The organism is Tindallia californiensis (assembly GCF_900107405.1).
GTDB classification, from domain to species: Bacteria; Bacillota; Clostridia; order Peptostreptococcales; family Tindalliaceae; genus Tindallia; species Tindallia californiensis.
The window spans coordinates 95,516-116,127 of the sequence record NZ_FNPV01000009.1; the positions used below are offsets into that span (position 1 = coordinate 95,516).

Genomic DNA, 20,612 nt, shown 5'->3' on the forward strand with positions numbered 1-20,612 from the left:
CTCCTTATGATACTGATTTCGTTTTAACTCGCATTTTAATAACAACATAAAAAATCACACAAACCAATGCCAACAAACCAATTGCTAATGGGTTAGTCAACATGTACTGAATTAATGAGATTTGCCTCGCTTCAGCAATCGTCATGGATCGCACCAGATTTGTCTCAATCAATCCTCCAAGAACCACTCCAATAATAATCGGAGCCAAAGGAACCCCTGTTTTTTTGAAAATTGCTCCTATCACCCCAAGAACGAGTGCGATTAAAACATCAAACACATTATTTCGAAGGCTATATGCACCGAAAAGAGTGAACACTAAGACCGTTGGTACAATGTATTCCATTTTAATTTTTAGTATATAGGCAAAATATTTGATTCCAAAAGCGCCAATAATCGTCATCGCAACCACTGTCATCATCATACCGAAAATAAATGTATATGCCACATCTGGACGCTGGACAAACAAACTTGGTCCTAGGATGATTCCGTGAATAATAAGTGCTCCTGCTATAATGGCTGTCGTAGGACTTCCGGGAACACCCAGAGCCAACAAGGGTACCATTGTACTTCCCACGGTAGCATTGTTCGCGGATTCTGCAGCAATAATCCCCTCTACGTTTCCATTTTCAAATTCTTCAGGTTTTTGGGATACCCGTTTTGCTTCTCCATAAGATAAAAAAACCGCCAAAGTCGTTCCAACACCAGGTAAAAGACCAACGAAGGTTCCGATCAAAGATCCTTTGATGACAAGCATTTTATGCCTTACTATATCTTTAATGACCGTTATTCTCTTTATATCCTGCTCTTTATAGGTAACCACTTCATTGGATTTTTTCCCTATATTTAAAAACATCTCAGCTAGACAAAATAACCCTAATACCACAGGAACAACGGAAATTCCGGAGCGCAAATTTATATTACCCATGGTGAACCGCTGAGATGCTGTAATGGCATCAACACCAATGGTACTGATAAACAACCCAAAAAAAACGGCGAAAAGAGATTTATAAATATTCCCGCCAAGAGCACCTATAACAACTAGTCCGCTCAGCGCAATAAAAAACATTTCAGCGGGGCCAAATTGCAGTGCAAACCGTGCAAGAGGTGGTGTAAAGAAGATTAAAATCAAAACTCCTATAACCCCCCCGAACATACTTGAAAAAATGGAGTAATAAAGGGCTTCCTTCGAGCGGCCCTGTTTTGTTAAGGGGTACCCTTCCATCGCTGCCGGTGCAGCAACCACATCTCCAGGAACATTGAGAAGTATGGCCGTAATCGACCCACCATACATTCCGCCCATGTAGATTCCTCCCAGGAGCAAAAGACCAATTTGCGGCTCTAAGGTAAATGTAATTGGAAGGAGCAAAGATATTCCAATTGCACCATTTAGACCTGGTATTGCACCCACTATAATGCCAATGAGTACACCTACAAAAATCACCAATAAAACGCTGGGTGATAGGATTCCTAGTAAAATCTGTAGCGAATCCATATAAAGCCTCCTCCATAAAATAAAGTACCGACGCCTTACTCCTTTAAGAAAAAAAGGGGAAAGAAGATCTCTCTCCCCACACACTACCTTCCATTAAATTCAGTTCAATGGTTTGATCTTTTATTCAAAACGTTGCTGATTGCTCTCAATAACAGGTAATAAGGTTTGATTCGATCGTTGAAGTACTTCGTTCACGGAATCATAATCTAAATATCTGTAAGGAAGTGCTGCGTTTTCAAATCGTTCTTTTAATTCAGGATCATTTCCGATGGTATCCAAAGCTTCTGTTAATACTAGCTTCACCTCTTCCGGAACCCCTGTCGGAACTACTAGCACTCTAGATACTCCCATTTCAAGATTATAACCTAACTCCTTAAAGGTTGGTACATCTGGAAACATGTCCATTCTCTCTGCTGCTGCAAAACCAATGGGGTGTCCACCACCATCCTTAATGGGATCATGACTCATAGAGGAAGTAGATGCCAGGTCAACATGAGCTCCAAGAATTGCATTCATTAATTCTCCTCCACCCTCAAAATTAACAGGAGTGGTTTCGATTCCCAGGTGCTCCGAGAAGGCCAATACATGCAGAAGCCCCAATGCCCCTGATTCACCAATAGTAATAGTCCCTGGATTATCTTCCCCATAGGCAATCACATCTTCAATGGTATTAAACTCACTACCTGGACCTGCAAAAATCCCCATAGGCATATCATCAAAGGCTGCCAGGTATTCTAAATCATCAAAACTAAAATCCGTGTCTCTTGTGTTCTCTAACACAAAGTTGTCAGGGTACCCAAACACACCCAAGGTATATCCATCTGCATCACTTGCTGCAATTTCAGCAATTCCCAGTTCTCCTCCTGCACCTTCACGGTTAATAACATTCACTTGAATATCCAGCTCACTGCCTAAAGCATCAGCTAAAATCCTTGCAACCGTATCGCCTCCACCACCAGCGCTATAAGGAACAATGATCTCTATGTTGCCACTCGGATAAGCACCTTCATCTCCTCCATTTTCATTACACCCTATCGTAAATAAAGATACTACAAGGGCTATCACCATCAGTAAAACTACTTTCTTTTTCATCTGCATTTCCTCCTTACATTTTTTATTTTTTCATACTAAGGTATATCAAAACAAACTTCCATTTGGTACAGGAAGCCTTAGTAACAACGTAAAAATCACGTACATTGTACCTGTAATAAGACCACCCACCCCCAGACTTTTTACTATTTGTCTTCTTCGAGGATAGACACCACCAGCCCGGTACGTTTGATAAAGAAACACTACAACTACTAAAAAGAAGGATGATATATAAAATCCTACTGCTCTAAGCATGAAATATGTCACAAAGAGCATTGCTGCCGGAATTAGAATTTGAAAAATTAGCGTTTCTTTTGTAAGGGTAGTTTCACTCTTAAAGCTCCCTTTTCGATATTTCCACAAAGTATCTATTATTAATAATAATCCCGCAGCGCCCATTCCTATAATAGTCATTCTTGGAAACATAGCTGACTGTGCAGGTAAACTCTCTAATTGCGTATATGCTATCATCGAAAAAACTACCCCTGCTACGCCTAAAAGTATATTTGTAATCATTCTTCATCCTCCTTCCCTCTTTATTTCAAGCTTCCATTTGCTTTATATTCTTTATCGTTCGAGTAAACTCTGTATGCCCTTGGCAATTTTCATATAAAATCGACGGTTTCATTCGCAAATGCTTAAGCATCATTTAAAGTATAAAACATTACCTGGCATATTCAAAGCTTTTAACGTTGTACTCTTCCTGAACCGTCACCTTTTACTAGTGTTTCCACTTCGTCAAGATTCACCAGATTAAAATCTCCAGGCACTGTATGCTTCATTGCGGAAGCGGCCACAGCAAACTCTAACGCCTCTTGTAATGGTTTCTCCGTCAGCAATCCGTAGATCAATCCGCCAGCAAAAGAGTCTCCTCCGCCGACCCGGTCTACAATCCGTACATCATATTTGCGTGACAGGTATGATTTGTTTCCATCACATAGCATTGCAGACCAGCCGTTATCTGATGCGGAGTAGCTTTCTCTCAATGTAGAAGCCACATATTTGAAACCAAATCTTTCGATCAACTGGTTGGCAACTTTTTCATATGCTGCGTGATCAATCTGACCCGACTCCACATCTGTTCCGCCGGCTTTGATACCAAAAACCTTCTCGGCATCCTCTTCATTGCCAATGCATACATCCACATATTTCATTAACTGGGACATCACATTCTCCGCTTCTTCAGGTGTCCAGAGTTTTTTGCGATAGTTCAAGTCCACAGATACGGTCACGCCCATTTCCTTGGCTTTTTGACAAGCTTCCATGGTAATATCCGTAGCTTTGCTTCCAAGAGCTGGCGTAATGCCAGTAAAGTGAAACCAATCTACTCCTTTAAAAATCTGTTGCCAATCAAAATCGGATGGATCGGCTTCTGCAATAGCCGAGTGAGCACGGTCATAGATTACTTTGGAAGCACGTTGAGAAGCGCCACTCTCTAGAAAATAGATGCCTAGTCGCTCACCACCACGAGCAATAAAATTAGTATCGACACCAAAACGACGCAATGCATTAACAGCACTTTGACCAATTTCATGTTTAGGTACCTTTGTTACGAAACGAGCTTCTAATCCGTAATTGGCTAAGGATACGCAAACGTTTGCCTCGCCGCCGCCATAACAAACATCAACGTTTTCAGACTGAACAAATCTCTGAAATCCATGTGTTGAAAGACGAAGCATGATTTCACCTAATGTCACTACTTTTTTCATCCTTACTCTCCTCCATCCACTTTTTCATTTCTTGCTTCTTTAATTTTTTCTGTAAACCGAAGGGCTGTCTGAGTTATTTTTTCATAGTCACCGGATTTGGCACCACCTGTTAACTCACTGCCAACACCCACAGCTACACATCCATTACGAATCCATTCATCCACATTTTCCAGGCTAACGCCACCTGTTGGCATCAGAGGCACTTGAGGCAAAGGCCCTTTAATTGCCTTAATATAGTCCGGGCCAAAAGCACTTCCAGGAAAAACTTTTATGACATCTGCACCAGCCTCCACCGCTTGGATCATCTCTGTCAATGTCATACAACCGGGCATATACGGAATTTGATAACGATTGCATAGTTTTGCTGTTGCCAGATCAAAACCAGGACTTACGACATACTCAGCTCCGGCAAGAATGGCAATCCGTGCTGTTTCACTGTCAAGGACAGTTCCTGCACCAATGATTAACTCTTTGGGGCTGAATTTCTGCTTCAACTCATTGATAGCTTTCTCGGCTCCCGGCACTGTAAAAGTGATTTCAATAGCTGAAATGCCACCATCTATGCATGCACGGGCAATTTTTTCCGCTGATTGACTGTTTTTTGCTCGTACCACTGCCACTATTCCTACTTCACAGATTCGGGATAAGGTATCTACTTTAGGGATCACACCTATCACCACCTCTCTTTTGTTTCATATAGTGAACCTCGGTTTCATTTTTTCATTATATATGATATTATCTGTTAATTCAATACTTTTTCTTGTATTTTGTGATGATTCTGTGATCATTCTAGAGTGCATCCATCTCGATATAAGTATTTAGAAGGTTTTCAATCAGATTCTATTGTAACTTTCCAACTGAATCTTTAGCTTTTAGTAACATTTCAACTCCATCATAAGCTAATCATATATTATCCAGTTAGACTAAAATGTTTGGCGCCTACTGTCATTGAGAATTGAGAATGAAGAATTAAGTTCAAACACCCTAAAGGGCACTCATGCTATTTCCTATACCATAAAAAATGCTGGTTTCCTTGATTGGAAACCAGCATTTCTTATGGTATAGCTGAAGTAAATTCACTTCCGATCGACCTACCCGAAAGAGGTAGTCTAGTAAACGGCCACTGGACCACATGGTCCCTTCATAATATCGATTTTTGTTTCAAAAATATCAGTCAGCAGGGTTGGCTTCATTACCTCTTCCACGGTTCCAAAGGTAGCGATTTCTCCGTTTTTCATGGCACAAATTCGATCCAATAAAAAAAGACCGTCAACTCACGGTCTTCCTGGTATGTGATTCAACGCCATAAATAAAGACGCTTTGCATCGGCAAATCTATAAAAAGAACCTACCCGCTTTGGATAGGTTCTTCTACAAGCTTCTTGTTACTGAAAGCTCTCATACCGCTGGCTAACATAATCCCAATTCACCACATTCCACCATGCATGAATATAGTCTGGTCTTTTGTTTTGATATTTAAGGTAATAGGCATGTTCCCACACATCAAGACCTAACAGTATTTTATTCCCGTCCATTAAGGGGTTATCTTGGTTGGGGGTAGAGGTTACCTCCAGTTCTTGGTTTTTGTTAAGAATCAACCAAGCCCAACCGCTACCAAAACGAGTGGTTGCTGCGTTATTAAAGCTTTCCTGAAAAGCTTCAAAGCTACCAAAGGTTTTCTCAATGGCTTCTAATAATTTTCCTGTTGGTTTTCCTCCACCTTGAGGTGACAGGATTTTCCAGAATAAACGATGGTTGTAATGACCGCCGCCATTGTTTCTTACCGCCCAGTATACTTCTTGGGGCAATTCTTCCAGTGATGTCATTAATGCTTCCAATTCTTTTTCCTCAAAAGCATCTTGATTTTCAAGAGCTTGGTTCAATTTAGTCACATAGGCTTGATGATGCTTCGTGTGATGAATTTCCATGGTTTCTTTATCGATATGGGGCTCCAAAGCATCATATGGGTATTGCAGATTTGGTAAAGTGTGTTTCATTGTTGTTACCTCCTTCTTTCGTCTCTAATTAAGCTTATTCATTATATACCCACCTCTCATAACGATAATCATTATCATTTAATTTTCTTTTTGTTTTCTTACTCATCTTCCCGAAGAATGTTGATGTTTTTCCCTTCCATTATCTTGTTCATATTGCGCATAGAGCACATTTTGCCACACATGGTACAGCTATCTTCATGGGCTGGCATCGATGTTTCACGATATTCTTTTGGTTTTTCTGGTTCAATAGCTAACTCAAACATTTTTTTCCAATCCAGCTCTTGCCTTGCTTTGCTCATTTTATGATCGATTTCGCTGGAGCCAGGAATCTGTTTCGCAATATCACCTGCATGGGCGGCAATTTTAGCGGCAATGATCCCTTCTTTCATATCATCCAGACTGGGAAGCCTTAAATGTTCTGCCGGTGTCACATAGCATAAGAAATCCGCACCGCTGCCAGCTGCCATAGCACCGCCAATAGCGCTGGTGATATGGTCGTATCCTGGCGCTATATCGGTAACGATGGGACCCAGTACATAAAAAGGAGCTCCATGGCATAGCTTTTTCTCTAATAAAACATTTGCTTCTATTTCGTTCATTGCCATATGGCCTGGTCCTTCAATAATGACTTGAACATTTCGTTCCCAGGCTCGAAGTGTTAACTCTCCCAGTACCATCAGTTCTTTGACTTGCGATGCATCCGTAGCATCATGGATACTTCCCGGTCTGCAGGCATCTCCTAGGCTTAAGGTTATGTCATGTTTTTCGCAAATATCCAGCAGTCGATCATAATGCTCATAAAAAGGATTTTCGTTGCCGGTTAATTCCATCCATCCGTACAGTAGAGAACCACCCCGCGAAACAATATTCGTCAGTCTTTTATTGCGCTTAAACACGTCAACAGCTTCTCTGTTGATACCCGCGTGAACTGTTACAAAATCCGCACCGTCTTCCCCATGTTTTTCAACCACACGAAGAAATTCGTCTGCCGTAATAGCTTGCAGTTCTTTGTCATAAAACCCTACAGCATCATAAATGGGCACGGTGCCTACCAGGGCGGGGGAGATTTCTACCAATCTTTGTCGAAATGCTTCTGTTTTTCCAAAAGAGCTCAAATCCATAATGGCTTCTGTTTTCATTTCAAGAGCTTTTTTTACTTTGACCATTTCTGCTTCTATGTCATAGCAATCTTTTGAAATCCCCAGATTGACATTTATTTTTGTTCGCATGCCTAAGCCAATGCCTTCTGGATCCAAGCTGTGGTGATGTTTGTTAGCCGGAATCACTACCGTCCCTTCGGCGACTCTTTTTTTCAATTCTTCCACATGAATCCCCTCTTTTTTAGCCACCACTTCCATTTCTTTTGTCACAATACCTTTTTTCGCTGCGTCCATTTGTGTACTGTAATTCATTTTTTTCACTCCTCTTATATTGTTTTTCATTGTTGCTGTTGTTTTTACTGTTCTCTTGGTATTCATTTTTTCAATAAAAAAAACTTCCCCATAACGGAGGAAGCTTGTGTTGAAAAAACGATCAATATCATCGATGGATACTTTCGTTATCATTACATAGCTTCCTACGGTGGGATTATCCACGTCAGGTGCGAGGGTCAACGAATATTTTCATTTCTCAGCCTTTCGGCTCCCCTGCTATGATGCTATTTGATTTTCTTTGTTTTTTTCCTCTTTTTTGCATGTTCCTCTTTCAAAAAGGAGGGGGCTTAGTCTATTCCCTGATCCAGTTTTCGAATGCCTTCTGTCTTTAAATGATGATACAGGGTTTCGATAGGTTCTCCATCAATCATAAGTAATGGATTTAGTTCGTACAGAGGAAGGATGACGAATCCCCGTTCTTTCATGCGAGGATGGGGAAGTATTAACTCCTTTTCACTACTTTTCTGATCATTAAATAACAAGATATCCACATCGATGCTTCGTGGGCCCCACCGAATCACTCGCTTTCTTTTAAGTGTTGCTTCGATTTCATGGCAGAAAGCCAGCAATCCATAGGCTTCTAAGGTGGTGTCCAGCTCCACGGCCATGTTAAGAAATGTATCCTGATCCAGATAGCCTACTGGATCGGTTTCGTAAAGGGATGATTTCTGGCAGGCAATTGTTTGGGGATGTTGTTGAATCATCTGACAAGCATCTCTTAGATGTCCTCTCCGATCTCCTATATTACTCCCTAAACTTAGATAGGTTCTATTCATCTCGGCTTCTCTCAATCTCCACACCAAAATAGTCAAAAATGCCTTTTACGGGTGCTTCTGGTTTTTTTACCCGCACCATGACTTTTTTGATCTTTCCATATTTCTCCAAAATACGGTGACTGATATGTTCTGCCAGGGCTTCAATCAAATGAAACCGTTGATTTTCTGCCAGTTCTTTTACATCCTCATAAACATCTGCATAACTAACGGTATTGTCTACATGATCTGTAGTGCCGGCCAGTGCAAGGTCTGCCCATAGTTCTATGTCTAGGATAAATTTTTGTCCCAGCCTTTTTTCCTCTTCCAGGACGCCATGATATCCATAAAATGATAGATGGTGCATAATGATTTTATCCATGTTCGACTCCTCTTAGGATGGCATCCGCCACCTTTATTCCTCTCAGGTTTTCTTTAATATCATGAACTCTAATGATTTCTACTCCTTGATAAACGCCAATCACATTGGTAGCTAGCGTACCTTCCATTCTTTGCTCCGGTGCCAGGTCCAGTATTTTTCCTATCATGGATTTTCTGGACGTTCCCAACAGCACTGGATAACCAAATTCCTGAAGTTCCTGCAACCTACCCATGACATAAATGTTTTGTTCTGGTGTTTTTCCAAAGCCTATGCCCGGATCCAGCAGAATGTTTTTGTCGTCGATACCTGCTTCTCGAGCCATGGTAAGGGACTTTTCAAAAAACTTTTTAATACTGGAAAGAATGTCTTCTTTATATTCCGTGCCTTCCTGATTGTGCATGATGCATACCGGAACGCCAAAGGAAGCTACCACCGATGCCATTTCCTTATCCCGCTGAAGGCCCCATACATCATTGATCATATGAACGCCGGCTTCTAAGGCTGCCTTTGCCACTGGTGCCTTGTAGGTATCGACAGAGATGGGAACTTCTAAGGCTTCTACCAACGCTTTTACCATGGGCATGACCCGTTTAAGTTCTTCTTCCTCTTCCACTTTTATGGCACCTGGTCTGGTAGACTCTCCCCCTATATCAATGATATCCGCACCTTCTTCTACCATTTTTTTTCCATGGAACAAGGCTTTTTCCACTTCTGTAAACTGTCCGCCATCAGAAAAGGAATCGGGTGTGACATTTAAGATTCCCATAATCAATGTCCGCTTCCCAAGAGGCAGCGAATACCCTCTCAGTTCCAGTGGATCGAGGGGTTTCTGTGGCTTTGACTTATGGATTGTTTCTGTTTTCTCTTGCTTTGTTGTCCTCTTTGTCATACCGTCTCTCACAACCTCCTTTTTCCCCTCTGTTTATCGGCCAAATTCAATCAATGTAATTGCTTCTGCTCTAGATTTTGCGTCATGTTTGAAGATCCCTCTTACGGCGGAGGAAACGGTTTTAGAGCCTGGCTTTTTAATTCCTCGCATGGTCATGCACATATGTTCCGCTTCTACGACGACAATCACTCCGTAAGGTTCCAATTTTTCCTGAATCGTATCCGCAATGGTTGAGGTTAACCGTTCTTGTAATTGTGGTCTTTTGGCGATGGTATCTACTACTCTTGCCAGTTTGCTTAAGCCGGTCAGTTTTCCGTTTTTAGGAATGTAGCCTACGTGAGCCACTCCAAAAAAGGGTACTAAGTGATGTTCGCAAACGGAGTAGAATGCAATGTCTTTTACAATGACCAGTTCTTCATGTTTTTCTTCTTGAAAAAACACCTCCAAATGTTTTTGGGGGTCTTCATTCATTCCTGAAAATATTTCTTCGTACATTCGTGCAATTCGATCCGGTGTTCCTAATAGCCCTTCTCGATCTGGATCTTCGCCAATAGCATGTAGAATTTCTCTTACCGCATTTTCGATTCGTTTTTTATCCATCCTTATATCCCCTTCCACGGATTCATCTTGCCCTCTTACTCTTAACCGATGCTGTTTATGTTTTATGGTTTATTGATCCTATGTTTTTATACTTTATAGATCCTACCTTCGTATATTCACCTTTTCTCTTGCTTATCCTCACCATTTTTCCCTGTATTTCTTTACCGATCAATGGGATACACACCTTTTTCAAAGGTTAGCAATGGACCTCCCACATGACGAAGTACATGGTCTGTCATTTTCTCAAGTATTTCGTATGACTGTTTTGAATCTTTTTCATAAAAATCTTCTATCATTTTGTAGAGTGCTGGTTCTTTCTCTTTTAATATGCTTAATTGTTTTTTTCGTTTGGGAATTACTGGTTCTGTTAATTGAAAGTAGGCTTCGATCAATGCGGCTAAATAGCTGTTTTTTAGGTAATAGCTTTGTGGCTGGTCATGTTTTTGCTGAGATAAATATTGGAGGTTGTGCTTTAGATCAAAGCGAATAAAATTAATTTCTTCCGCTGTTAATTCCGGTTTATTTTCCCTTCCTGCCTGCTGTAATGCAAGGATTCGAAGAAAAGTATTGTCCTTTCCTTCATATATTTTTTCAAACCGTTTCACAACGTCTGTCCAGATCACAGAACCGGCCGCAACCTCTTGATGAAGCAGGTCTTCCGAGATATAGGAAATGTCCAGTTCCAGATTTTCATACTGAACCACTTCTCTTTCGAAAATCTGGTAGTGTTCATCTATGACCAGCAGATCCACATCTCCTAAAGGGTGGCTATTTTTTTCAAAAGCTTCATAGGATTTTTTTCCGATGGCTCCCACCAGACTCTCAGGATGTAAGCGAATAAGGTTTTCGACTACTTCTTTCACGACGGTATGCATTCTCAAACCTACCTTTCCATATTTATCCAATGAGGATCACCTTTACCCAGTGACGGATACCGCAAAATCCTGCTTATACCCTGCTTTGAATTAAGTCCGTCAGTTGTGCATTAATCGCTGTGGTAAGATGGTTTTCTGTTACCGTATAATCCATTTCTTCAATCCGCCTTACCGGCATAGCACCCATTAAAGAGTTTGTCACCCATGCGGATTGACAATGACGGTAAAAATTTTTTTCAATGGGAGTCTCTACTACTTTTTTTCCCATGTTTAGCAACACTTCTTTTACCATCTGTCTCATAATTCCTGGGAGCAATCCAGATTCCAGCGAAGGCGTATAAACGCTGTCGTCTTTGAGGAAAAAAATATTGGTAACAGCACCTTCGGTGATCCATCCTTTGGTGTTGAGGAATAAGACGTCATCATAACCTTTCTCTTTTCCACCCCGAAATTCTATCATTTTACTGCCGTAATTAGCCGTTTTGTGGTAGGTGAATTGATTTTTTTCGTCGTTCACGGCTTCTGAAAAGCCCAGAGAAAATCCTTGATGGTAGAGGGCCGACTTGTATTTTTGTGGACGATAGGTCAGTAGTACATGGTCTCCTTCGCCTAAATCTATTACCATCAGCTTAATAGCACCCTCTTCTACTTTTGCCGCGTTTAGGAGCTTTTGAATATCTTTTTGCACCGTGGTGATCGTTAGTTTTTTCTCTGAACCAAAAACGGTTAGGGAATGGTTAATCCGCTCTAAATGAGCCGATAAAAACTCGGGTTTTCCCTTGTTAAGTTTAATGGTTTCAAAGAGAGATAGACCGTAGCCTAAAGAAGAAGAATGAGGCGATAAGGTCAGGGTTTCTTCCAGCAATAGTTTAGAGTTATAGACAAACATAAAAATTCCTTTCTCTACGGTATATAGGAGTTTGACGGTTTATGGCTATTTAGAGATAGGTCGTATTGGTATATTCCTTCCATGATCGATCTGTCTCTTTGGTTGAGCATCTGTAAGCTCCAGGTGATGGGTTTCAGCCTGTAGGTTATAGGTTGTAGTTATCGCCTATGGGCCTCCTGGCTTTCTAGTGGCGTAAGGCTTCCATTAAGGCTTTGGCCTTGTCCATAGATTCCTGGTATTCCCCTTCTGGATCTGAATCCCACACAATACCGCCACCAACTTGGAAATAGGCCTTGTTGTCTTTGCATACAATGGTTCGAATCACAATGTTTAGATCCATGTCTCCGTTAAACCCGATATAGCCAATAGAGCCTGTGTACAGGTTGCGTTGTGTCGGTTCTAATTCATCAATGATTTCCATGGCTCTGATTTTGGGTGCTCCGGTAATGGAACCGCCGGGAAACGTTGCCTTTAGACAGTCGATAGGATCGGTTCTTTCTTCCAGTTCGGCTCTAACGGTAGCTACCAGATGAAATACGGTGGCGTATTTTTCGATGACAAAAAGCTCTGGTACTTTTACCGTCCCTACCTTCGCAATTTTACTGAGATCATTCCTTTCCAAATCAACAATCATAAGTAGTTCGGAACGATCTTTTTCAGACCGGGATAAGGCTTCGTAGTTGGCTTGATCTTCCTCTTCGGTTTTTCCTCTCGGGCAGGTTCCTTTGATGGGCCTAGTTTCGATGATTCCGTCCCGCAGGCTGATAAAGCGTTCCGGCGAGGAAGAAAGAATATGACCTTCTCCAAAATCGATATAACTGGCAAAAGGAGCCGGATTAATGTCCCGTAGTTTTTTATACAGTTCTATCGGGTGATCTCGGAGCTTAGTCTGAAACCGGCGGGTCATATTAGCTTGGTAAATATCACCTGCTCGGATATAGGCTTTGACATCCTGAATGGCTTTTTGATACTGCTCTTTTGTAAGGTTTTGTTCAAAGGTTGCTGGCTCCGGATGATAGCTTGTTTCTATTGGTTTAGGTTTTTTTTCAAAGGCATGAATAGTTTCCTGCAGCCATTCAACCCTTTCTTCCCCTCCTTCACGAACGCCGGCATCAGTTATATATACTTTGTTTTCTTCATGATCGATGACCAGACCGCCATCATAAAAGCCTAAGTAAAGATCCGGTATCTTCACATCGTCCAGCGTAGTACGATGGAATTTTTCAATATGGTGGCATAAATCATATCCAAAAAACCCTACCATGCCTCCGATAAAGGGTAAAAAACTTTTATAGGGTTGATGATATTGGTGGTACAGTTCTTTTAATGCTTCAAAGGGGTTTCCCAAGCCTTCTTTGCATTGGTCTTTTTCAATCCACATTAATGTTTCGTTTTTAGCCTTAAAAATTCTAAAGGGGTTACTTCCAATAAAAGAGTATTTCCCTAATCCGCCTTTGTTCATTCCGCTGTCTAAGAAGTATGGATAGGCTTCTTCCTTAAAGGCGGCGAAGAGCTGGAAGCTATCCAACGTGGTTTCGATTTCTCTTACTATCATTTTTTCACCTACCTGTTCTTGACGTTGTCATCGGATAAAATTATCTAGTAATTCCAATCCCTGTTCCGTAAGGATTGCTTCTGGATGAAACTGAACGCTTTCCAGTCGATATTTTTTGTGCCTTAACCCCATAATTTGGCCATCTTCCGTACTGGCGGTAACCACCAGGTCTTCGGGCAGGCTTTCTTTTTCTACAATCAACGAATGGTATCGTGTGACATTAAGAGGGTTTTTCAACCCCTTAAACACACCTTTTCCGTCATGGGTTACAGGATACACTTTGCCATGGATCGGCTCTAAAGCCTGAATCACCTTGCCACCAAAAACCTGTCCGATGGTCTGATGCCCCAGACAAATTCCCAAAATCAGGTATTTGCCTTTTAACTCTTCCACAATGGCTTTGCTGATTCCTGCCTCGTCGGGAGTGCAAGGACCTGGTGAAATGACAATAACTTCTGGGTTCATCCCTTTTATTTCTTCAATCGTAATGTCATCATTTCGAACAACACGAACTTCCTTTCCCAGTTGCATTAAATATTGCACCAGGTTGTATACGAAGGAATCGTAATTGTCTATCATTAAAATCAAATGATCTCCTCCCCGCTTCTTGTCATGTGTTTCTTCTTGTCTATTTCTGCTTTGCCTGTTTCTTCCTATTTCTATTCCTATTATTTCATTTCTCTTTTTTATTGTATTTCTAATCCTTATTGTATTTCTAGCCTTTATTATCTTTCTGTTCCTTATTGTTTCTATTGCTTTTTTTGTTTTTCTGTTGCTTGTTGTTTGGTTCTTGTTGTTTTCAGAGTAGCATCTTTGCATTCATTATTGTATCATTGAATAGGATCTGATTCCTAGCCATTTTGGATTATTTCCACCGGCTCAATGCCACGATTATACCTTTTGACATTGCTTAGCGTCAACTTATCAATGTTTCTATCTTTTGTCCGATGGTTAGTCCCACCTAAAAAACTTTTGAAAGGCGGTCCTGCTCCTATGTTTGATTTTATTACCCTTGAGGAAAAAATCTTCCAAACTCTTTCTCACGAAGCTTTTAAGGAATGGATGATTACTTCTGATATCCACGGTTTTGAAGTTTCTGTCCATAAAACCCTACTGCCTTTTGCATTATATCAGGATTTTTTGAAATCTTTTTCGGCTCACCGTATGGTTTTTCATTACCATGTACCCAATTTTATCCCTGGAAATGAATTCGCTATTGAACGATGGTTTGAAGATGATGCCATCAAGAAGCATTACGAAGCTTTTTTTTATCAACTTCTTCAGTTGCATGAAAGCAGTTCGGTAGACTATCATCCTATTATTACCTTCCACGGAGCAGCCCATCGCTCTGATCACGCATTTCATGCCCGGGAGGCTACCCGATATTTTTGCGACTTTGCCTTGAACCTTTTTGAACAATTTCGTATGCCCTTTGCTTTAGCAATAGAAACGCTTCATCGATCTTCGGAACAATGGGGAAGTAAACGAAAGGATTTGGTCTCTCTGGTCTATGACTTCGATACTCCTCGTTTTGGTATTTGTTGGGATATGGTACATGATGCCCGCAATGGAGAGACTTCTCTGTTACCGGACCGTTTCTTTCTTGATAAAGTGCTGATTGGCCATCTTCATGGGTTTGGGAATTTTGAGGATACAAAAAAGGACCATTTACCGCTTTGGTCCAGTGAGCTTGATCTTAAGGAGCAGATAAAATACTTGAAACATGCCCAACCAGAAGTGCCTGTTATTCATGAACTCCTGGCCTGCCGATGCAACAATTATGAGCATATGCTTCAAAAGGACCTTTTGCATAAGCAGGAGTATCTTCGACAGCAAGCGATTAATTAATTTTATTGATTAGTTTTATTGATTATGCTTATTGATTTACTTCTGATAAACGCTCCTTCTATTTGTTCATAAAGGGATTATCCTCTTTTCAATACAACAAGAAGCGTACCTAATATAAAAGCTACATGAAAGGAAACAGGCTGCTCTTCGTACCACTTATCGTATAGGGTAATCAGTTTTCCTAAGATAAAGCAGCCACTAGAAACGTTGATGATTATATTTCCCATTAAAGGGCTAAAGGTTACTCCTTCATCGATTAAAATCATGAATACGGGAATGGCGATGGTAATCACAGCCATAACATAAAGTAGGCTTCTAACCTTTTTGTACTGAGCATGAAACCAGATATATAATTTCAGGCGGTCTAATGTCAGTTTTTTCATGCTTCTACCACCTCTTTCTCTTCTATAACCGGAATGATTTTTACGCTTTTCATCCTACACGCCACCTTCTTCTTGTAAAGTGCATCTGCCATTGACTTTTTTTCTGTTCTGAATCAAGGTCCTACGTTATCTATAATAGCTTCTACGATGGCTTCTACTATAAAAAATGCCACCTGATCAATAGCACAATACTGCTTTGCTATCTTTGCTGTTTTCGGGCTGGGACTGTTAATCTGAGCTGCGATAAAGGATGCTATTATTTGTTTTTCTTCATCTTCCGATACTTCATAAGCCTCTTTCAGTACTTCAATCACATCGCTTTTGAGTAATTCCTTTTGTTTTTCTGGATAATCACATGCTTGATCTATGTTTATCAATGCTTTCACGATTCGTTCCGTATCCTGCTTTTTGAATCGAATGATTTTTTTAAGGTTTTGAACAAAGCACTGAGCGGTCATGAATTTAGGATCGTTAAAATGTTCCATATAGCGATCATAGATGGTTGCAAATAAATCCTTTTCATCTATCTTTGTCATGTTGGCAATCATGGTTAACCCGATATTCCGGTGATAAGAGTTGCTGTGATTCAAAAGTGATGCGAACTCATCCCAGTAAGGATAAAACAGGTCTGGTCGTTCTTCGCTTGCTTTTGTTACGATTTCATAGCAGGTATAGTACACTTGTATTTCCTTGTTATTTAGTAACTGATGGATTACTTCCTCTTTACAGCTTTCATGCTCAATGATTAGGTTTACCATCGTATCTAGATCGGTTCTTTCGTCGGTGATATGGTCAATCACATCTTTTTTATTCATATTCTCGCTCCTTATGGTGACTTTAATGAAGTTTCCTGTTTTTTCACCTTCATCATTTTCATTACAAAGGCCCCACGCTAAAAATTCTTTTTATGAAAGTTTACTCCACAAGCATAGCAATACATTGCTTCTTTCATATGTTTTCCTTGACCACACTGAGGACATCTGGCCAGCGGAAGATTCTCTTGTTTTTCTGCTTCTCGGGAAACTCGACTCATTTCGCTGGTAATAATGCCAGTAGGAACGGCAATGATGCCATAGCCTGTAATCATCAAAACGCTTGCAAGCAATTTCCCCAACTCTGTCTGAGGAGATATATCTCCATATCCCACTGTCGAAACGGTAACAACCGCCCAATACATTGATTCAGGAATATCTACAAAACCATTTTCCGGCCCTTCAATGGTATACATTAACGCTCCCATGATCACTATGATCAGTAAGATCGTAGACAGGAAAATGATGATTTTCGGCCGACTAGCCCTCAAGGCCTTTAACAACACACCTGCTTCGTCAACATAACGAACCATTTTGAACACACTAAACAGCCTTAACAACCGTAGAGTTCTCAGCACAGGAAACAATCGAGCTACAGGCATCACAAAGGCAAGATAAAAGGGAAGAATTGCCAAAAAATCGATGATACCAAAAAAACTCATGACATAAGCACGTCGGTTTTCTACTGTATACACTCGCAAGCCATATTCTATTGTAAAAATGGCAACAAAAATATACTGCAGGTTTATCATTTTTTGACCATGAACCATTCGGATACCTTCAACACTTTCGAGGATAATCAGCAAGCTATTAATAAGAATCGACAGGATCAGTAATACATCAAAAAGATATCCTGCCGGTGTATCGGTTTGATAGATAATTTGTCTGATTCTATGTTTCCATGAATGTTCTTTAGTAGCCATCTGGCGTCTGTCCTTTCTGCTGGTGCTATTTCTTCTGCTGTTTCTATCTTTTATTGCAACTTTTTCATTTTCACAAAATTTTTCTATGCTCTCATGAATGTTTCTGCCATCCTTGGGTTCTTTTTTCTTTTTACACTATCACGGCTATTTCCGGGAGTGCTAGCAGGATAATAGATTCGTGGTTTCAATGTTATTCTGAATGACAATGAATTTTTAAGCCATCTGTTTTGCCGACATAACGCTATCCGCAATAAGTGAATTATTCAAGCCTGACCCCACTATTTGTGGTAGGGTTCATTTCGATTAATTCGAAAGCCTCTGTAAATCTGCTCTAATAAAATAACTTTCATTAGCTGATGGGGGAAGGTCATTTTAGAGAAGGATAATTTTTCATCGGCTCTTGTCAATACTTCTGAGGAAAGCCCCAGAGATCCGCCAATCACAAAAGCTAGCTGACTCTTACCCGTAAGGGCCAGCTTATCTATTTTTTGAGCAAATCCTTCTGAAGAAAGCATATCGCCACCCAGATCCAGAACAATCAGGTAATGTTGTTCTGATATCTTTTGCAGGATTCGCTGGCCTTCTTTGGCTTTGATTTGTTCTTCTTCTGCTGCACTCAGGTTTTCTGGTGCTTTTTCATCGGCTACTTCCATATGGGTTAATTTACAGTATCGGCTTAGACGTTTGCTATATTCCTGAATGGCTTGGGTCAGGTATTTTTCTTTTATTTTTCCTACGCTTATCAGTGTTATGTTCATTTTCATTTCTCCTATGGTGGGACTCTTGATTTGAAAAAAAGCCCCGCTATAAGGCGAGGCTTGAAAAGTGACTGGTTACGGTTTAATCTAGGAAGATAATATCCGTGCGTTGTTCTTGCTCGTTTCGAATATACTTTACGGTTGTTTCACAACCGGGTCGGTATTTATAGAGGGCTCGAATCAAATCTCCCATGGTTTCTATTTCTTCCTCTCCAATGGCTACGATCACGTCACCTGGTCGGAGATCTGCTTTTTCAGCAACGGAACCGGCTACTACCTCTACAATGTATACACCACTTTCGGCGCTTAGGGTGATTCCGGTAGCACCTTCAAAATCGCTGACGTTATATCCTCGGATCCCCAGATAGACACGACTAAATTCGCCTCTTTCTATAAACTGATCTACGATTGGCTTGGAAGTATTGATCGGGATGGCAAAGCCAAGTCCCTCACCGGTTTGCACTTTTGCTGTATTAATACCGATCACTTGTCCCTGTGCATTGAGAAGTGGTCCACCGCTATTACCCGGGTTAATCGAAGCATCGGTCTGGATCAAATTATCAATGGCAATGCCCTGCCCAAGCTGTATGCTACGATTTAGCCCGCTAATAACTCCTTGGGTCAGGGTTCGTTCAAAATTCAGTCCCAGAGGATTTCCAATAGCAACGGCTATCTCACCTACTTCTAGCTGATCGCTATCGCCCAGTTCAGCCGGTTGCAGGTTTGTCTCACTTTCAACCTTAATAACAGCCAGATCCATGGACTGCTCATACCATAAAACTTCGGCTGGTTCTTGACTTCCATCATGAAGAATAACAGCTAATTGTTCTGCTCTTCCATCTCCTATGACATGGGAGTTGGTTAGAATATATCCTCTTTCATCTACAATAACGCCAGTCCCCAAACCTTCGGAACGCCGGGTTCCAAAAAACCGGTCTTGCTGCACCTGAACTGTTGTAATGCCAACTACGGAGGGCATGGCTTTCTGGGCTACGGCTGTATAGACGCTAATATCATCAGAAGGTTCGATTACGACGGATTGTCTGGTGTCCGGGCTCTCTAACAAGCCTCGATGGGTCATGATTTCTGGCAGATATTGATATATCAGCGCAAAGGTAATGCTGCTGCCTACTAAGGCCGCTAGGATCAATAAGAGAAATAACCTGCCAAGACCAGAGGCTTTTTTTCTTGGTTGTTCTATCGGCTTTGTTTCTGCTGGTTTTTCCAACGGTTCCGAAGCTTCTGGCTCTCTTGCTATTTCCTCTGTTTGATATTGCTCTGAGTCACTTTCTTCTGTTCTTTCTTCTGCTCTTTCTTCTTTCATTTCTTCTATTTTTTCTGTTTCTTCTGTTTCTCTTTCTTCTTCTCTTTTGAATTCGTCCATAAGTTCACCTCCAGCTCATTACAGGGATGAAGTTTACTTGTTTATTAGTATGCATACAAACAACTTATCTCTTCTCTGGTTGAAAGGCTAAGGTTTACGTCTTTCCCTGCTTTCATTCCTTTTTCTGCCATAATACCGGTTACGGTAGAATAGGCCAACTCAGGAAAGTTGTTTTCCCGACTTAAATGGGCTAACAAAATTGATTTGACATTGCGGCGAATCATTTCTACCACCGCCTGTCCAGCACTTTCGTTAGATAAATGCCCCTGGTCTGATAAGACCCGTCGTTTCAGATAATAGGGGTAACTGCCTACGTTTAGCATGTCCACGTCGTGATTGGATTCCATTACCAGAAGGTCTGAATTGCACGCTACCTCATAAAGAGATTCTGGAACATGTCCTAAGTCCGTTGCCAGGCATATTTTGAACTGATGACCTTCCAAAGCAAAGCCGACGGGATCGGCGGCGTCATGGGATAAACGGTAGGGTGTTACGGAAATATCTCCAATGGCAAAAGCTTTCTGGCTGTCGAAGATTTTTCGGTGCTCCGGCTTGACAGGTCCGATTTTTTCTTCCATGGCAATCCAGGTCTTTTCATTGGCATAAATGGGTAACTGAAAACGGCGCGAAAGAATGCCCGCGCCTTTAATATGATCTGAATGCTCATGACTTACCAGGATACCAGAAAGGTTCTCTGGTTGCATTCCTGCTTTCTGAAGTCGGCTTTGAATCTGTTTTCCGCTTAGCCCTGCATCGATGAGCAGCTGCTGATTACCGTCGGACAAGACATGACAGTTTCCACTGCTGCCACTGGCCAACGTGCAGAAGGTTGCTGGCATGATA

At 41.1% G+C, this 20,612-nt stretch carries 23 protein-coding genes and 1 riboswitch; of the genes, 1 reads left to right on the forward strand and 22 read right to left on the reverse strand.

The genetic code is table 11. From position 1 onward, the window contains the following. Window positions 1-4 precede the first annotated feature (4 nt). From BLV55_RS12320 to BLV55_RS12395, 16 genes are all read right to left on the reverse strand, one after another. Window positions 5-1,492: a tripartite tricarboxylate transporter permease gene (locus BLV55_RS12320; RefSeq protein ID WP_093314889.1), complete on the reverse strand. Its 1,488-nt coding sequence runs from the start codon at window positions 1,490-1,492 to the stop codon at window positions 5-7. A 120-nt stretch (window positions 1,493-1,612) separates the two neighbouring features. Beyond that, window positions 1,613-2,584, reverse strand: a complete 972-nt coding sequence (locus BLV55_RS12325; RefSeq protein WP_093314891.1) for a tripartite tricarboxylate transporter substrate binding protein — start codon at window positions 2,582-2,584, stop codon at window positions 1,613-1,615. 45 nt (window positions 2,585-2,629) lie between these two features. Next, window positions 2,630-3,097: a tripartite tricarboxylate transporter TctB family protein gene (locus BLV55_RS12330; RefSeq protein WP_093314893.1), complete on the reverse strand. Its 468-nt coding sequence runs from the start codon at window positions 3,095-3,097 to the stop codon at window positions 2,630-2,632. 170 nt (window positions 3,098-3,267) lie between these two features. Beyond that, on the reverse strand, window positions 3,268-4,290 hold the full coding sequence (locus BLV55_RS12335) for a sugar kinase (RefSeq protein WP_093314895.1): 1,023 nt from the start codon (window positions 4,288-4,290) through the stop codon (window positions 3,268-3,270). A 2-nt stretch (window positions 4,291-4,292) separates the two neighbouring features. After that, the gene (locus tag BLV55_RS12340; RefSeq protein ID WP_093314897.1) at window positions 4,293-4,958 is read right to left on the reverse strand and encodes a bifunctional 2-keto-4-hydroxyglutarate aldolase/2-keto-3-deoxy-6-phosphogluconate aldolase; all 666 of its coding nucleotides are present in this window, start codon (window positions 4,956-4,958) and stop codon (window positions 4,293-4,295) included. A gap of 441 nt (window positions 4,959-5,399) precedes the next feature. After that, window positions 5,400-5,528 (reverse strand): hypothetical protein, encoded by a 129-nt coding sequence (locus BLV55_RS14880; protein ID WP_278280044.1) that lies wholly within the window; start codon window positions 5,526-5,528, stop codon window positions 5,400-5,402. A gap of 146 nt (window positions 5,529-5,674) precedes the next feature. Next, entirely contained in the window at window positions 5,675-6,286 is a 612-nt protein-coding gene (locus BLV55_RS12350) for a superoxide dismutase (RefSeq protein WP_093314899.1), read from the reverse strand. A gap of 98 nt (window positions 6,287-6,384) precedes the next feature. Further along, window positions 6,385-7,698, reverse strand: a complete 1,314-nt coding sequence (gene thiC, locus BLV55_RS12355) for a phosphomethylpyrimidine synthase ThiC (RefSeq protein WP_093315003.1) — start codon at window positions 7,696-7,698, stop codon at window positions 6,385-6,387. 144 nt (window positions 7,699-7,842) lie between these two features. Further along, window positions 7,843-7,944, reverse strand: a riboswitch (TPP riboswitch). A 62-nt stretch (window positions 7,945-8,006) separates the two neighbouring features. Continuing rightward, entirely contained in the window at window positions 8,007-8,495 is a 489-nt protein-coding gene (gene folK, locus BLV55_RS12360; RefSeq protein ID WP_093314901.1) for a 2-amino-4-hydroxy-6-hydroxymethyldihydropteridine diphosphokinase, read from the reverse strand. After that, window positions 8,488-8,853 carry a dihydroneopterin aldolase gene (folB, locus tag BLV55_RS12365; protein ID WP_093314903.1) on the reverse strand — a complete coding sequence of 122 codons (366 nt, stop codon included), beginning with the start codon at window positions 8,851-8,853 and terminating at the stop codon, window positions 8,488-8,490. Before folB ends, folK begins: the two co-directional genes overlap by 8 nt. Further along, the gene (gene folP / locus BLV55_RS12370) at window positions 8,846-9,619 is read right to left on the reverse strand and encodes a dihydropteroate synthase (protein ID WP_242870126.1); all 774 of its coding nucleotides are present in this window, start codon (window positions 9,617-9,619) and stop codon (window positions 8,846-8,848) included. The genes folB and folP overlap by 8 nt, the downstream gene beginning before the upstream one ends. A gap of 156 nt (window positions 9,620-9,775) precedes the next feature. Next, window positions 9,776-10,342, reverse strand: coding sequence for a GTP cyclohydrolase I FolE (folE, locus tag BLV55_RS12375; protein ID WP_093314907.1), 567 nt, complete (start codon window positions 10,340-10,342; stop codon window positions 9,776-9,778). Window positions 10,343-10,503: 161 nt separating this feature from the next. Further along, window positions 10,504-11,247: a hypothetical protein gene (locus BLV55_RS12380; RefSeq protein ID WP_093314909.1), complete on the reverse strand. Its 744-nt coding sequence runs from the start codon at window positions 11,245-11,247 to the stop codon at window positions 10,504-10,506. Between the two features lie 43 nt (window positions 11,248-11,290). Next, complete coding sequence (locus BLV55_RS12385) at window positions 11,291-12,106, reverse strand: aminotransferase class IV (protein WP_093314911.1); 816 nt, start codon at window positions 12,104-12,106, stop codon at window positions 11,291-11,293. A 184-nt stretch (window positions 12,107-12,290) separates the two neighbouring features. Next, window positions 12,291-13,661, reverse strand: coding sequence for an aminodeoxychorismate synthase component I (gene pabB, locus BLV55_RS12390; protein WP_093314913.1), 1,371 nt, complete (start codon window positions 13,659-13,661; stop codon window positions 12,291-12,293). A 27-nt stretch (window positions 13,662-13,688) separates the two neighbouring features. Beyond that, the gene (locus BLV55_RS12395) at window positions 13,689-14,249 is read right to left on the reverse strand and encodes an anthranilate synthase component II (protein ID WP_093315005.1); all 561 of its coding nucleotides are present in this window, start codon (window positions 14,247-14,249) and stop codon (window positions 13,689-13,691) included. A gap of 405 nt (window positions 14,250-14,654) precedes the next feature. Between BLV55_RS12395 and BLV55_RS12400 the strand changes: the two genes are divergently transcribed. After that, on the forward strand, window positions 14,655-15,509 hold the full coding sequence (locus BLV55_RS12400) for an apurinic/apyrimidinic endonuclease family protein (RefSeq protein ID WP_093314915.1): 855 nt from the start codon (window positions 14,655-14,657) through the stop codon (window positions 15,507-15,509). A gap of 77 nt (window positions 15,510-15,586) precedes the next feature. Here the strand turns inward: BLV55_RS12400 and BLV55_RS12405 are convergent, their stop codons facing one another. The 6 genes from BLV55_RS12405 to BLV55_RS12430 all read right to left on the reverse strand — a co-directional run bounded on the left by BLV55_RS12405 (window position 15,587) and on the right by BLV55_RS12430 (window position 20,608). Beyond that, window positions 15,587-15,892: a hypothetical protein gene (locus tag BLV55_RS12405; protein ID WP_093314917.1), complete on the reverse strand. Its 306-nt coding sequence runs from the start codon at window positions 15,890-15,892 to the stop codon at window positions 15,587-15,589. 113 nt (window positions 15,893-16,005) lie between these two features. After that, a complete protein-coding gene (locus BLV55_RS12410) occupies window positions 16,006-16,707 on the reverse strand; it encodes a hypothetical protein (RefSeq protein ID WP_093314919.1) in 702 nt (233 codons plus the stop codon). Between the two features lie 77 nt (window positions 16,708-16,784). Next, a complete protein-coding gene (locus tag BLV55_RS12415; RefSeq protein WP_093314921.1) occupies window positions 16,785-17,627 on the reverse strand; it encodes an ion transporter in 843 nt (280 codons plus the stop codon). A 278-nt stretch (window positions 17,628-17,905) separates the two neighbouring features. Then, window positions 17,906-18,385, reverse strand: a complete 480-nt coding sequence (gene rlmH / locus BLV55_RS12420; RefSeq protein WP_093314923.1) for a 23S rRNA (pseudouridine(1915)-N(3))-methyltransferase RlmH — start codon at window positions 18,383-18,385, stop codon at window positions 17,906-17,908. 82 nt (window positions 18,386-18,467) lie between these two features. Then, the gene (gene htrA / locus BLV55_RS12425; protein ID WP_093314925.1) at window positions 18,468-19,769 is read right to left on the reverse strand and encodes a serine protease HtrA; all 1,302 of its coding nucleotides are present in this window, start codon (window positions 19,767-19,769) and stop codon (window positions 18,468-18,470) included. 44 nt (window positions 19,770-19,813) lie between these two features. Then, on the reverse strand, window positions 19,814-20,608 hold the full coding sequence (locus tag BLV55_RS12430; RefSeq protein ID WP_093314927.1) for an MBL fold metallo-hydrolase: 795 nt from the start codon (window positions 20,606-20,608) through the stop codon (window positions 19,814-19,816). Between the last annotated feature and the right edge of the window lie 4 nt (window positions 20,609-20,612).

Excerpts from the sequence above, each read along its gene's own strand:
- BLV55_RS12415 (WP_093314921.1), bottom strand. The coding sequence starts at position 17,627 with ATGGCTACTAAAGAACATTCATGGAAACATAGAATCAGACAAATTATC.
- BLV55_RS12335 (WP_093314895.1), bottom strand. The coding sequence starts at position 4,290 with ATGAAAAAAGTAGTGACATTAGGTGAAATCATGCTTCGTCTTTCAACA.
- BLV55_RS12410 (WP_093314919.1), bottom strand. The coding sequence starts at position 16,707 with ATGAATAAAAAAGATGTGATTGACCATATCACCGACGAAAGAACCGAT.
- BLV55_RS12430 (WP_093314927.1), bottom strand. The coding sequence starts at position 20,608 with ATGCCAGCAACCTTCTGCACGTTGGCCAGTGGCAGCAGTGGAAACTGT.
- BLV55_RS12350 (WP_093314899.1), bottom strand. The coding sequence starts at position 6,286 with ATGAAACACACTTTACCAAATCTGCAATACCCATATGATGCTTTGGAG.
- BLV55_RS12405 (WP_093314917.1), bottom strand. The coding sequence starts at position 15,892 with ATGAAAAAACTGACATTAGACCGCCTGAAATTATATATCTGGTTTCAT.
- folB (WP_093314903.1), bottom strand. The coding sequence starts at position 8,853 with ATGGATAAAATCATTATGCACCATCTATCATTTTATGGATATCATGGC.
- pabB (WP_093314913.1), bottom strand. The coding sequence starts at position 13,661 with ATGATAGTAAGAGAAATCGAAACCACGTTGGATAGCTTCCAGCTCTTC.
- BLV55_RS12400 (WP_093314915.1), top strand. The coding sequence starts at position 14,655 with ATGTTTGATTTTATTACCCTTGAGGAAAAAATCTTCCAAACTCTTTCT.
- BLV55_RS14880 (WP_278280044.1), bottom strand. The coding sequence starts at position 5,528 with ATGAAAAACGGAGAAATCGCTACCTTTGGAACCGTGGAAGAGGTAATG.
- BLV55_RS12330 (WP_093314893.1), bottom strand. The coding sequence starts at position 3,097 with ATGATTACAAATATACTTTTAGGCGTAGCAGGGGTAGTTTTTTCGATG.
- BLV55_RS12385 (WP_093314911.1), bottom strand. The coding sequence starts at position 12,106 with ATGTTTGTCTATAACTCTAAACTATTGCTGGAAGAAACCCTGACCTTA.
- BLV55_RS12325 (WP_093314891.1), bottom strand. The coding sequence starts at position 2,584 with ATGAAAAAGAAAGTAGTTTTACTGATGGTGATAGCCCTTGTAGTATCT.
- folP (WP_242870126.1), bottom strand. The coding sequence starts at position 9,619 with ATGGGAATCTTAAATGTCACACCCGATTCCTTTTCTGATGGCGGACAG.
- thiC (WP_093315003.1), bottom strand. The coding sequence starts at position 7,698 with ATGAATTACAGTACACAAATGGACGCAGCGAAAAAAGGTATTGTGACA.
- folK (WP_093314901.1), bottom strand. The coding sequence starts at position 8,495 with ATGAATAGAACCTATCTAAGTTTAGGGAGTAATATAGGAGATCGGAGA.
- htrA (WP_093314925.1), bottom strand. The coding sequence starts at position 19,769 with ATGGACGAATTCAAAAGAGAAGAAGAAAGAGAAACAGAAGAAACAGAA.
- BLV55_RS12320 (WP_093314889.1), bottom strand. The coding sequence starts at position 1,492 with ATGGATTCGCTACAGATTTTACTAGGAATCCTATCACCCAGCGTTTTA.
- folE (WP_093314907.1), bottom strand. The coding sequence starts at position 10,342 with ATGGATAAAAAACGAATCGAAAATGCGGTAAGAGAAATTCTACATGCT.
- rlmH (WP_093314923.1), bottom strand. The coding sequence starts at position 18,385 with ATGAACATAACACTGATAAGCGTAGGAAAAATAAAAGAAAAATACCTG.